The 12396-nt window shown below is 56.7% G+C and carries 14 protein-coding genes; 13 read left to right on the forward strand and 1 reads right to left on the reverse strand.

Annotated elements, in window-relative coordinates; all coding sequences use genetic code 11:
- Position 1 precedes the first annotated feature (1 nt).
- The 12 genes from rpsE to bfr all read left to right on the forward strand — a co-directional run bounded on the left by rpsE (position 2) and on the right by bfr (position 7905).
- Entirely contained in the window at positions 2 to 502 is a 501-nt protein-coding gene (rpsE, locus tag KBP52_RS21730; RefSeq protein WP_003186035.1) for a 30S ribosomal protein S5, read from the forward strand.
- A 2-nt stretch (positions 503 to 504) separates the two neighbouring features.
- Entirely contained in the window at positions 505 to 681 is a 177-nt protein-coding gene (rpmD, locus tag KBP52_RS21735; RefSeq protein WP_003176408.1) for a 50S ribosomal protein L30, read from the forward strand.
- Between the two features lie 3 nt (positions 682 to 684).
- Positions 685 to 1122: a 50S ribosomal protein L15 gene (gene rplO / locus KBP52_RS21740; RefSeq protein ID WP_003228720.1), complete on the forward strand. Its 438-nt coding sequence runs from the start codon at positions 685 to 687 to the stop codon at positions 1120 to 1122.
- A complete protein-coding gene (secY, locus tag KBP52_RS21745) occupies positions 1123 to 2451 on the forward strand; it encodes a preprotein translocase subunit SecY (protein ID WP_077574735.1) in 1329 nt (442 codons plus the stop codon). It begins immediately after the preceding gene.
- A 27-nt stretch (positions 2452 to 2478) separates the two neighbouring features.
- Positions 2479 to 2595: a 50S ribosomal protein L36 gene (gene rpmJ, locus KBP52_RS21750; RefSeq protein ID WP_002555468.1), complete on the forward strand. Its 117-nt coding sequence runs from the start codon at positions 2479 to 2481 to the stop codon at positions 2593 to 2595.
- A 129-nt stretch (positions 2596 to 2724) separates the two neighbouring features.
- A complete protein-coding gene (gene rpsM / locus KBP52_RS21755) occupies positions 2725 to 3081 on the forward strand; it encodes a 30S ribosomal protein S13 (protein WP_009045849.1) in 357 nt (118 codons plus the stop codon).
- A 30-nt stretch (positions 3082 to 3111) separates the two neighbouring features.
- Positions 3112 to 3501 carry a 30S ribosomal protein S11 gene (gene rpsK / locus KBP52_RS21760; protein ID WP_002555466.1) on the forward strand — a complete coding sequence of 130 codons (390 nt, stop codon included), beginning with the start codon at positions 3112 to 3114 and terminating at the stop codon, positions 3499 to 3501.
- 18 nt (positions 3502 to 3519) lie between these two features.
- On the forward strand, positions 3520 to 4140 hold the full coding sequence (rpsD, locus tag KBP52_RS21765; protein WP_003176404.1) for a 30S ribosomal protein S4: 621 nt from the start codon (positions 3520 to 3522) through the stop codon (positions 4138 to 4140).
- Positions 4141 to 4162: 22 nt separating this feature from the next.
- Positions 4163 to 5164, forward strand: coding sequence for a DNA-directed RNA polymerase subunit alpha (gene rpoA, locus KBP52_RS21770; protein ID WP_003186012.1), 1002 nt, complete (start codon positions 4163 to 4165; stop codon positions 5162 to 5164).
- Between the two features lie 42 nt (positions 5165 to 5206).
- Positions 5207 to 5593: a 50S ribosomal protein L17 gene (gene rplQ, locus KBP52_RS21775; RefSeq protein WP_003176402.1), complete on the forward strand. Its 387-nt coding sequence runs from the start codon at positions 5207 to 5209 to the stop codon at positions 5591 to 5593.
- Between the two features lie 240 nt (positions 5594 to 5833).
- Positions 5834 to 7288 carry a catalase gene (locus KBP52_RS21780; protein WP_123593120.1) on the forward strand — a complete coding sequence of 485 codons (1455 nt, stop codon included), beginning with the start codon at positions 5834 to 5836 and terminating at the stop codon, positions 7286 to 7288.
- Positions 7289 to 7437: 149 nt separating this feature from the next.
- Positions 7438 to 7905, forward strand: a complete 468-nt coding sequence (gene bfr, locus KBP52_RS21785; RefSeq protein ID WP_007918444.1) for a bacterioferritin — start codon at positions 7438 to 7440, stop codon at positions 7903 to 7905.
- Positions 7906 to 7971: 66 nt separating this feature from the next.
- On the opposite strand, the gene uvrA is transcribed toward bfr, so the two are convergent.
- Positions 7972 to 10806, reverse strand: coding sequence for an excinuclease ABC subunit UvrA (gene uvrA, locus KBP52_RS21790; RefSeq protein ID WP_077574733.1), 2835 nt, complete (start codon positions 10804 to 10806; stop codon positions 7972 to 7974).
- A 191-nt stretch (positions 10807 to 10997) separates the two neighbouring features.
- Here uvrA and KBP52_RS21795 point away from each other — a divergent pair, with 191 nt between their 5' ends.
- Positions 10998 to 12395 (forward strand): MFS transporter, encoded by a 1398-nt coding sequence (locus tag KBP52_RS21795; RefSeq protein ID WP_016983569.1) that lies wholly within the window; start codon positions 10998 to 11000, stop codon positions 12393 to 12395.
- Position 12396: the final 1 nt, after the last annotated feature.

A 12396-nucleotide genomic window follows, 5' to 3' on the forward strand; every position in this document is an offset into this window, starting at 1 on the left:
TATGTCAAATAACGACCAAAAGCGCGACGAAGGCTACATTGAGAAGCTGGTTCAAGTTAACCGCGTAGCCAAAACCGTTAAAGGCGGCCGTATCTTCACTTTCACCGCGTTGACCGTGGTTGGTGATGGTAAAGGGCGTGTTGGCTTCGGCCGTGGCAAGTCGCGTGAAGTGCCTGCTGCGATCCAGAAGGCAATGGAAGCTGCTCGCCGCAACATGATTCAAGTTGATCTGAACGGCACCACTCTGCAGTACGCAATGAAGTCCGCTCACGGCGCTTCGAAGGTGTACATGCAGCCTGCTTCTGAAGGTACCGGTATCATCGCTGGCGGCGCTATGCGTGCTGTTCTCGAAGTTGCTGGCGTTCAGAACGTTCTGGCCAAGTGCTACGGCTCGACTAACCCGGTAAACGTGGTTCACGCCACTTTCAAAGGTTTGAAAGCTATGCAGTCTCCTGAATCCATTGCCGCCAAGCGTGGCAAAAGCGTCAAGGAGATCTTCTGATCATGGCTACCGTTAAAGTAACGCTGATCAAAAGCATGACCGGCCGCATCCCTAACCACAAACTGTGCGTTAAGGGTCTGGGTCTGCGTCGCATCGGTCACACTGTAGAAGTCCAGGATACTCCCGAGAATCGCGGGATGATCAACAAGGCTTACTACATGCTGCGTGTCGAGGGTTAATCGATGAAACTCAATGATCTGAGTCCAGCGCCGGGTTCCCGTCGCGAAAAGCATCGTCCGGGCCGTGGTATCGGTAGCGGTTTGGGTAAGACTGGTGGCCGTGGTCACAAAGGTCAGACCTCCCGCTCCGGTGGCACCATTGCTCCAGGCTTTGAAGGCGGTCAACAGCCGCTGCATCGTCGCCTGCCGAAGTTCGGTTTCGTTTCCCTGAAAGCCATGGACCGCGCAGAAGTGCGTCTGTCCGAGCTGGCTAAAGTGGAAGGCGACATCGTCACCGTGCAGTCCCTGAAAGATGCCAACGTGATCAACGTCAACGTACAGCGTGTGAAAATCATGCTGTCCGGTGAAGTGACTCGCGCTGTCACTATCGGCAAGGGAATCGGCGCCACCAAAGGTGCGCGTGCGGCTATCGAAGCAGCTGGCGGCAAGTTCGAGGAATAAATGGCTAAGCAAGGTGCTCTCTCTGCGCTCGGCAAAGGCGGTATGTCTGAACTCTGGGCTCGTCTGCGTTTTCTGTTCCTGGCGATTATCGTCTACCGAATAGGCGCACACATCCCGGTCCCAGGTATTAACCCGGACCGACTCGCAGACCTGTTTCGACAGAATGAGGGGACCATTCTTAGCTTGTTCAACATGTTCTCCGGCGGCGCGCTGGAACGGATGAGCATCTTTGCATTGGGGATCATGCCGTACATTTCGGCATCGATCATCATGCAACTGATGACAGCCGTCAGCCCGCAGCTGGAGCAGTTGAAGAAGGAAGGTGAAGCTGGCCGTCGCAAGATCAGCCAGTACACCCGCTACGGCACCGTCATCCTCGCTCTCGTTCAGGCTATTGGCATGTCCATTGGTCTGGCGGGGCAGGGTGTTGCGTTCACTGGTGACTTTGGCTTCCATTTCGTCGCGGTATCCACTTTTGTGGCTGGTGCGATGTTCATGATGTGGCTGGGTGAGCAGATTACTGAGCGTGGTGTAGGCAACGGTATCTCGATGTTGATTTTTTCGGGTATCGTCGCCGGTCTTCCGAGAGCAATCGGGCAGTCTTTCGAGTCTGCGCGTCAGGGTGATATCAACATCTTCGCCTTGGTTGCCATCGGTTTGCTGGCAGTAGCGATTATCGGTTTCGTGGTGTTCATTGAGCGTGGTCAGCGTCGTATTGCTGTTCACTACGCCAAGCGTCAGCAGGGCCGCAAGGTTTTTGCTGCGCAGACAAGCCACCTGCCGCTTAAGGTGAACATGGCCGGTGTTATTCCGGCTATTTTCGCGAGCAGCATTTTGCTGTTCCCGGCTTCGTTGGGTGCCTGGTTCGGTCAGTCTGAAGGTATGGGCTGGTTGCAGGACATCTCGCAGTCGATCGCTCCTGGTCAGCCGTTGAATATTCTGCTGTTTAGTGCAGGGATTATTTTCTTCTGCTTCTTCTATACGGCGTTGATGTTCAATCCGAAAGACGTAGCGGAAAACCTGAAGAAGTCCGGTGCCTTTATTCCGGGCATCCGTCCAGGTGAGCAGTCTGCGCGCTATATTGATGGCGTTCTGACTCGCTTGACCATGTTCGGTGCTCTTTACATGACGGCCGTGTGCCTGTTGCCCCAGTTCCTGGTGGTTGCAGCAAACGTTCCGTTCTACCTTGGCGGGACCTCGTTGCTGATCGTGGTCGTGGTTGTGATGGACTTCATGTCCCAAGTACAATCGCACCTCGTTTCGCACCAGTACGAATCCCTGATGAAGAAAGCCAACCTGAAGGGTTACGGCAGCGGCATGTTGCGCTGAGTACCCATAAGGTTCGAGGAGTTGGTGATGAAAGTTCGTGCATCGGTGAAAAAGCTGTGCCGTAACTGCAAGATTATTCGCCGCGAAGGTGTTGTTCGAGTAATTTGCAGCGCGGAACCGCGTCACAAACAGCGCCAAGGCTGAGTGTGATCTGCTTGAAGCCCGGCAGCTAGTGCGCTGCCGGGTTGATTATTTGTTATTACAGCGATATTATCTCGCGCCCTATTTCTTGGCTTCCGGGGCGTAGGTAGCTGTCAATTGGAGTCCCACTGAATGGCCCGTATTGCAGGCGTTAACATTCCAGATAACAAGCACACTGTTATCTCGCTGACCTACATCTATGGTGTTGGTCGCACTACTGCGCAGAAAATTTGCGCAGAGACTGGGGTAAACCCAGCCGCAAAGATCAAAGATCTGAGCGACGAGCAGATTGAGCAGTTGCGTGGCGAAGTGGCGAAGTTCACCACTGAAGGTGACCTGCGTCGCGAAATCAACATGAAAATCAAGCGTTTGATGGACCTCGGTTGCTACCGTGGTCTGCGTCATCGTCGTGGTCTTCCAGTACGCGGTCAGCGTACCAAGACTAACGCGCGTACCCGTAAAGGTCCGCGTAAGCCGATCCGCAAGTAATCGCCCACGCGAATCGACAGGAAATTAATCATGGCAAAACCTGCTGCTCGTCCTCGTAAAAAAGTTAAAAAGACAGTGGTTGATGGCATCGCCCACATCCATGCTTCTTTTAACAACACCATCGTGACCATCACCGACCGTCAAGGTAACGCGCTTTCTTGGGCTACCTCCGGTGGTTCGGGTTTCCGCGGTTCCCGCAAGTCCACCCCGTTTGCTGCTCAAGTAGCTGCTGAACGTGCTGGTCAAGCTGCGCTGGAATATGGCCTGAAAAACCTCGACGTTAACGTCAAAGGTCCAGGTCCAGGTCGTGAGTCTGCTGTCCGTGCATTGAACGGCTGTGGCTATAAGATCGCCAGCATCACCGACGTGACGCCAATCCCGCACAACGGGTGCCGTCCGCCGAAGAAGCGCCGCGTGTAATCCAGGAGATTGTAAAGAATGGCTCGTTACATTGGTCCAAAATGCAAACTCGCTCGTCGCGAAGGCACCGATCTCTTCCTGAAGAGCGGCGTGCGCGCGATCGAATCGAAGTGCAACATTGAAGCAGCACCTGGTATCCACGGCCAACGCCGCGGTCGCCAGTCCGACTACGGCACCCAACTGCGTGAAAAGCAGAAGGTCCGTCGTATCTACGGCGTTCTCGAGCGTCAGTTCAGCGGCTACTACAAAGAAGCTGCTGGCAAGAAAGGTGCAACCGGTGAAAACCTGCTGCAACTGCTCGAATGCCGTCTGGACAACGTTGTATACCGTATGGGCTTTGGTTCGACTCGTGCCGAATCCCGTCAGCTGGTATCGCACAAGTCGATCAGCGTTAACGGTCAGACCGTAAACGTTCCGTCGTATCAGGTTCGTGCTGGTGACGTGGTTGCAGTTCGCGAGAAAGCAAAAAACCAACTTCGCATTGTCCAAGCTCTCGATCTGTGTGCCCAACGTGGCCGCGTAGAATGGGTAGAAGTAGACACTGAGAAGAAGTCGGGCGTTTTCAAGAACGTTCCTGCTCGCAGTGATCTGTCCGCCGACATCAACGAAAGCCTGATTGTCGAGCTCTACTCCAAGTAAGGGCTAGAAAATAGGTGCATCCATGCAGATTTCGGTAAATGAGTTCCTGACACCCCGCCACATTGATGTGCAGGTTGTCAGTCCAACCCGCGCCAAGATCACTCTCGAGCCTCTCGAGCGTGGTTTTGGCCACACCCTGGGCAACGCGCTGCGACGCATCCTGTTGTCCTCAATGCCCGGCTGCGCAGTAGTCGAGGCCGAGATTGACGGTGTGCTCCACGAGTACAGCGCCATCGAAGGTGTACAGGAAGACGTAATTGAAATCCTGTTGAACCTTAAAGGTCTGGCCATCAAGCTGCACGGTCGTGACGAAGTTACGCTGACCTTGTCGAAGAAGGGTTCGGGGGTGGTTACCGCTGCCGATATTCAGCTGGATCATGATGTCGAGATCGTTAATCCCGATCACGTAATCGCTAACCTGGCGTCTAACGGCGCCCTGAACATGAAGCTCACCGTAGCTCGTGGTCGTGGTTATGAACCAGCCGACTCGCGTCAGAGCGATGAAGATGAAAGCCGCAGCATCGGTCGCTTGCAGCTTGACTCTTCGTTCAGCCCGGTTCGCCGTATCGCATACGTGGTGGAAAACGCCCGTGTCGAGCAGCGTACCAACCTGGACAAGCTGGTTATTGATCTGGAAACCAACGGTACTCTGGATCCTGAAGAGGCTATCCGCCGCGCTGCAACCATCCTGCAACAGCAGTTGGCTGCGTTCGTCGACCTCAAAGGTGACAGTGAGCCAGTGGTTGTCGAGCAGGAAGACGAGATCGATCCGATCCTGCTTCGCCCGGTTGACGATCTGGAACTGACTGTACGTTCGGCTAACTGCCTTAAGGCGGAAAACATCTACTACATCGGTGACCTGATTCAGCGTACCGAAGTAGAGCTGTTGAAGACTCCGAACCTTGGCAAGAAATCCTTGACTGAAATCAAGGACGTTCTGGCCTCCCGCGGTCTGTCCCTCGGCATGCGCCTCGACAACTGGCCGCCTGCAAGTCTTAAGAAGGACGACAAGGCGACTGCCTGATCGTCGTAATCACCGAACGTAGTGTTTGGTAAGGAATGAACCATGCGTCATCGTAAAAGTGGTCGTCACCTGAGCCGCACCAGCTCGCACCGCAAGGCCATGTTCCAGAACATGGCGGTGTCGCTGTTCGAGCACGAGCTGATCAAAACTACTCTGCCAAAAGCCAAAGAACTGCGTCGCGTTGCTGAGCCGCTGATCACTCTGGCCAAGACAGATAGCCTGGCTAACCGCCGTCTGGCTTTCGACCGTACTCGTTCGAAAGCTATCGTTGGTAAGCTCTTCAACGACCTGGGCAAGCGTTACGCTACCCGTGAGGGTGGCTACCTGCGCATCCTCAAGTGCGGTTTCCGCGCTGGCGACAACGCGCCTATGGCGTACGTCGAGTTGGTTGATCGTGCTACTGCCGGCGAAGCTGTATCCGCCGAGTAAGACGTCAGTCTGAAACAAAGAACCGGGCCTAGTGCCCGGTTTTTTGTGCCTGCAAGAAAATGCGCTGTTCATACAAGCTTCTGACATGTCTCTGTTGTCACTATGTGCTGGGAAACATAATTAGTAATTATCTATCGATGTCTGCAAGTTAATGAATTTGTAGCTATCACATGGATGATCGATACTTCCCGACAAGCCGATTAGCCGGCAGTTTCAAGACTGACAGAGGAAGAAGACCGTATGAGCCAGATCAAAACGCTTACGACCGCCAGTGGCGCACCTGTCGCTGATAACCAGAATTCTCGCTCCGCCGGCCCGCGTGGCCCGCTGCTGCTCGACGACTTTCATCTGATCGAGAAGCTCGCCCACTTCAATCGGGAAAACATCCCTGAGCGTCGTGTTCACGCTAAAGGCTCAGGTGCTTACGGCACGTTTACCGTGACCCGCGACATCACCGAATACACCAGCGCCAAGTTGTTTGAATCTGTCGGTAAACAAACCCCGACGTTTTTGCGATTCTCCACGGTAGGCGGCGAACGCGGCTCTGCCGACACCGAGCGTGATCCGCGCGGTTTTGCATTGAAGTTCTACACCGAAGAAGGCAACTGGGACATTGTTGGCAACAACACGCCGGTGTTCTTCATCCGTGATCCACTGAAGTTCCCTGATTTCATTCACACGCAAAAACGTCTGCCGCAAAGCAACCTGAAAAGCGCGCAGATGATGTGGGACTTCTGGTCGCATTCGCCCGAGGCGCTGCACCAGGTCACCATTCTGTTCTCCGACCGTGGCATTCCTGACGGCTACCGCCACATGCACGGCTTCGGCAGCCACACCTACAGCCTGATCAGCGCAAAAGGTGAGCGTCACTGGGTGAAATGGCACTACAAGACCAAACAAGGCATCAAGAATCTGGCTCCGGCCGATGCTGCGCGGTTGGCTGGCACCGATCCGGATTACGCCCAGCGTGATCTGTTCGAAGCGATCGAGCGCGGTGAATTCCCGAAATGGCGCGTATGCATCCAGATCATGACCGAAGCTCAGGCGGCGGCACATTACGAGAATCCTTTTGATGTCACCAAAACCTGGTCGCAGAAAGAATTCCCGTTGATCGAGGTGGGTGAGTTGGAGCTGAACCGCAACCCGCAGAACTACTTTGCTGAAGTCGAGCAAGCCGCGTTCGGCCCGAGCAACATGGTCCCAGGCGTTGGTCTCTCGCCAGACCGCATGCTGCAAGGTCGCGTGTTCGCCTATGCCGATGCTCACCGCTATCGCGTAGGTACCAATCACCAGCAGTTGCCGGTGAACGCGCCACTCAGCCCGGTGAACACTTACCAGCGTGATGGCTCGATGGCGTTCGGCAGCAACGGTGGTGCCGCGCCTAACTACGAACCGAACAGCTATACCGAAGCGCCGAAACAAGCGCCGCGTTACGCTGAACCAGCGCTGGCCTTGAGCGGTGCTGCAGATCGCTACGATCACCGCGAGGATACCGATTACTACAGCCACGCCGGCGCGCTGTTCCGACTGATGAGCGACGAGCAGAGAGCATTGCTGGTCAGCAATATCGCCGGCGCCATGTCGGGTGTTTCCAGTGATGTGGTCGATCGTCAGCTGCAGCATTTCTACAAAGCCGACCCGGCGTATGGAGAAGCAATCGCAAAGCTGCTCAACGTACAGCTTAACGAAGTCTAAACGAGAAGCAGAACCGCCCTCATTCGGGCGGTTTTTGCGTTATTTAGGCTGCTTTTCTCAGAATATCTTCGCTTTTATTGCGTGAAGCGGGTGACCTTCCAGTCAGGTTGGTTCAAACTACAGCCTTTCAAGTAGGGAGATGTAGGGCGATGCAAGGCCACCCAGACGTAATCGATTACCTCAACACGTTGCTGACCGGCGAACTGGCCGCGCGTGATCAATATTTCGTTCATTCGCGGATGTATGAGGACTGGGGGTTCACCAAGCTCTACGAGCGAATCAACCACGAGATGGAAGAAGAAGCCGGTCACGCTGATGCACTGATGCGCCGGATTCTGATGCTCGAAGGCACGCCGCGCATGCGTCCGGATGATCTGGATGTCGGCACCACTGTGCCGGAGATGCTCGAAGCCGATCTGCGTCTTGAGTACAAAGTCCGAGCTGCGCTGTGCAAAGGCATCGAGCTGTGCGAGCAGCACAAAGACTATGTCAGCCGCGAGATCCTGCGCGTGCAGTTGAACGACACCGAAGAAGATCACACCTACTGGCTGGAAAAGCAGTTGGGCCTGATCAAGCTGATCGGTCTCGAGAATTACCTGCAATCTCACACTTCCTGATTGCAAAACGATACAAAAAAGCCCCTGTCACTGATGAAGTGACAGGGGCTTTTTCATGCCCGGCGTTTAAGCCCGATCACGGATCAGCAATGGCTTGAGGTAATGGCCGGTGTGAGATTGCTTCATCTCGGCCACATCCTCAGGCGTGCCGGTGGCAATGATCTGCCCACCTTTGGAGCCGCCCTCCGGCCCCAGATCGACCAGCCAGTCGGCCGTCTTGATCACATCGAGGTTGTGTTCGATCACCACCACGGTGTTGCCGTGGTCACGCAGACGATGCAGCACGTCGAGCAATTGCTGAATATCCGCGAAGTGCAAACCGGTGGTCGGTTCATCGAGGATGTACAGGGTCTTGCCGGTATCGCGCTTCGACAGTTCGCGGGACAGCTTGACCCGCTGCGCCTCACCGCCGGACAACGTCGTCGCCGACTGTCCGAGCTTGATGTACGACAGACCGACATCCATCAGCGTTTGCAGCTTGCGCGCCAGCGCCGGCACCGCGTCGAAGAACACTCGGGCTTCCTCGATGGTCATTTCGAGGGTTTCGTGGATGCTCTTGCCCTTGTATTTGATCTCAAGGGTTTCGCGGTTGTAGCGCTTGCTCTTGCACACGTCGCACGGCACGTAGATGTCTGGCAGGAAGTGCATTTCTACCTTGATCAGACCATCGCCCTGGCACGCTTCACAACGACCGCCCTTGACGTTGAAGGAGAAACGTCCCGGACCGTAACCACGAGAGCGTGATTCGGGCACGCCGGCGAACAGTTCACGGATCGGCGTAAACAGCCCTGTATACGTCGCAGGGTTAGAGCGTGGCGTACGGCCAATCGGGCTCTGGTCGATGTCGACGACTTTGTCGAGATGCTCCAGACCTTTGATGCTGTCGTGCGCTGCCGCTTCCAGGGTGGTCGCGCCGTTTAGGGCCGTGGCGCTCAGCGGGAACAGCGTGTTGTTGATCAGCGTCGATTTGCCCGAGCCGGACACGCCGGTGACGCACGTCAGCAGACCGATCGGGATATCCAGATCGACATTGCGCAGGTTGTTACCGCGCGCCCCTTTGAGCGACAGATTGAGCTTCTTGTTGCGCGGTGTACGTTTGGCCGGCACTTCAATCTTCACCCGGCCCGACAGGTATTTGCCAGTCAGGGAATCCGGGTGTGCCATGACTTCCGCCGGCGTACCTTCGGCAACGATCTGCCCACCGTGCACCCCGGCGCCGGGGCCGATATCGACGACATAGTCAGCCAGACGAATCGCATCTTCGTCGTGCTCAACCACGATTACCGTGTTACCGATGTCGCGCAGGTGCTTGAGCGTGCCGAGCAGTCGGTCGTTATCACGCTGATGCAAGCCGATGGACGGTTCGTCGAGGATGTACAACACGCCCACCAGGCCAGCGCCGATCTGGCTGGCCAGACGAATCCGTTGCGCCTCGCCACCGGAAAGGGTGTCAGCGCTGCGATCCAGCGACAGATAGTCGAGACCGACGTTGACGAGAAACTGCAGACGCTCACGGATTTCCTTGAGAATCTTGTCCGCGATCTCGCCACGGCGGCCGGTCATCTTCAGCTGGCCGAAGTATTCGCAAGCATCACCGATCGGCAGATTGGTCACTGCCGGCAATGTCTTCTCGCCAACCCAAACGTGCCGCGCCTCGCGACGCAGGCGCGTGCCACGGCAATCCGGGCACGACTGAGTGCTGAGGAACTTGGCCAGCTCTTCGCGCACGCTTGCCGACTCGGTCTCGCGGTAGCGACGCTCAAGGTTCGGCACGATGCCTTCGAACGGGTGCGAACGTTTGACGATATCGCCACGGTCGTTGAGGTATTTGAAGTCGACGTTCTGCGAGCCGCTGCCGTGCAGGATGAATTTCTGCTGATCGGCCGGCAGTTCGTTGAACGGAACTTCGAGGCTGAAACCGTAGTGCGAGGCCAGTGAGCCGAGCATCTGGAAGTAGTAGACGTTGCGCCGGTCCCAGCCGCGGATCGCACCCTCGGCCAAAGTCAGGTCGCCGTTGACCAACCGCTTGATGTCGAAGAACTGCTTCACGCCCAGGCCATCACAGGTCGGGCAAGCGCCGGCCGGGTTGTTGAAGGAGAACAGCTTGGGTTCCAGTTCGCTGATCGCATGGCCGCAGATCGGGCAGGCGAAGCGCGCGGAGAAGATCATCTCTTCGCCCGGCTCATCGTCCATCGGCGCCACCAGTGCAATGCCGTCCGCCAGTTTCAGCGCAGTCTCGAAAGACTCGGCCAGACGTTGCTGCAGATCGGCGCGCACCTTGAAGCGGTCAACGATTACATCGATCGAGTGCTTCTTCTGTTTATCCAGTTTCGGCAGTTCGTCGAGCTCACAGATGCGGCCGTTGACCCGGGCGCGAACGAAACCTTGTGCGCGCAGCTCTTCGAAGACCGAAAGGTGTTCACCTTTACGCTCGCGGATCACCGGGGCCAACAGCATCAGTTTGCTGCCTTCCGGCTGCGCCAGCACCAGGTCAACCATCTGGCTGACGGTCTGCGCTTCCAGTGGAATATCGTGATCCGGGCAGCGCGGCGTACCGACGCGGGCATAGAGCAGGCGCAGATAGTCGTAGATTTCGGTGATGGTGCCGACCGTGGAGCGCGGGTTGTGCGAGGTCGACTTCTGTTCGATGGAGATCGCCGGCGACAGGCCTTCGATGGTGTCGACGTCGGGTTTTTCCATCATCGACAGGAACTGGCGGGCGTAGGCCGACAGTGATTCGACATAGCGGCGCTGACCTTCGGCGTACAGTGTGTCGAAGGCCAGGGACGACTTGCCGGATCCGGACAGGCCGGTGATGACGATCAGCTTGTCCCGTGGCAGGGTCAGGTCGATGTTCTTCAGGTTGTGGGTACGGGCCCCACGTATCAGGATCTTGTCCAAAGTGGCCTCGCTCGGCGGGCGTCGAAAACGTAGGAGTATACGGGCAAATACTGGATGGATGCACACTATCAAACGAAGGGTTTTTTGCCCCGGATGAAGAGAGTTTCATCTATACGCGTCAAAGCGTCGCGATATACCCCGTCTTCCGATGGGACTGGTAGAATCGCCGCCGGTTCACACGAGGTTTTTCCATGCACGATCCCCACAGCGAACGCATGAGTGGCAGCGAGACCCGCGCGGCGAGCGGTCTGGCCCTGGTGTTCGCCTTCCGTATGCTTGGCATGTTCATGGTGTTGCCGGTACTGGCGACCTACGGCATGGATCTGGCAGGCGCGACCCCGGCCCTGATCGGGTTGGCTATCGGCGCTTACGGCCTCACTCAGGCGATTTTCCAGATTCCGTTCGGGATCATTTCCGACCGCATAGGCCGTCGTCCGGTGATTTACCTCGGGCTGATCGTCTTTGCCCTCGGCAGTGTGCTGGCGTCTCAGGCCGACTCGATCTGGGGCGTCATCGCTGGCCGGATCCTGCAGGGCGCCGGGGCGATTTCCGCTGCGGTCATGGCGCTGCTTTCCGACCTGACCCGCGAACAACATCGCACCAAAGCGATGGCCATGATCGGTATGACCATCGGTCTGTCGTTCGCCGTGGCCATGGTGGTTGGGCCGCTGTTGACCCGTGCTTTCGGGCTCTCTGGATTGTTTCTTGCCACCGGCGGCATGGCGCTGGTGGGCATCGTCATCGTGATGTTCATGGTGCCGAAATCCACCGGGCCGTTGACTCATCGCGAGTCCGGCGTGGCGCGTCAGGCCTTGATGCCGACGCTCAAGCATCCGGACTTGCTGCGACTCGATCTGGGCATCTTTGTGTTACATGCCATGTTGATGTCGAGCTTCGTTGCATTGCCCCTGGCGCTGGTGGAAAAAGCCGGTTTGCCCAAGGAACAGCACTGGTGGGTCTACCTCACCGCGCTGCTGATTTCGTTCTTCGCCATGATCCCGTTCATCATCTATGGCGAGAAGAAACGCAAAATGAAACGAGTTTTGCTCGGCGCCGTCATGACGCTGATGCTGACTGAGCTATTCTTCTGGCAGTTCGGCGACAGCCTGCGGGCTCTGGTGATCGGTACGGTGGTGTTCTTCACTGCGTTCAATCTGCTGGAGGCTTCATTGCCGTCGCTGATCAGCAAGGTTTCACCGGCGGGCGGGAAGGGCACGGCGATGGGCGTGTATTCCACCAGCCAGTTCCTCGGTTCGGCACTCGGCGGGATACTCGGCGGCTGGCTGTTTCAGCATGGCGGTCTGTCGGTTGTGTTCCTTGGATGTGCCGGGCTGGCTGCACTTTGGTTGGCCTTTGCTGTTACCATGCGTGAACCTCCCTACGTGACGAGCCTGCGCTTGCCGTTGTCGCCCGAAGCGATCCGCGAAGCGGGTCTGGTCGAGCGCCTCAAGGCCCTCGTAGGGGTAACCGATGCAGTGATAGTCGCCGATGAAGCGGCTGTTTACATCAAACTGGACAAAGAATTAGTGGATCGCGACACCCTCGAACGCCTGGTGAACAACCCGGCCGGGGCTGCTTGCGAAGCCTAGG

The sequence above is a fragment of the Pseudomonas sp. SCA2728.1_7 genome, assembly GCF_018138145.1.
GTDB lineage: Bacteria > Pseudomonadota > Gammaproteobacteria > Pseudomonadales > Pseudomonadaceae > Aquipseudomonas > Aquipseudomonas koreensis_A.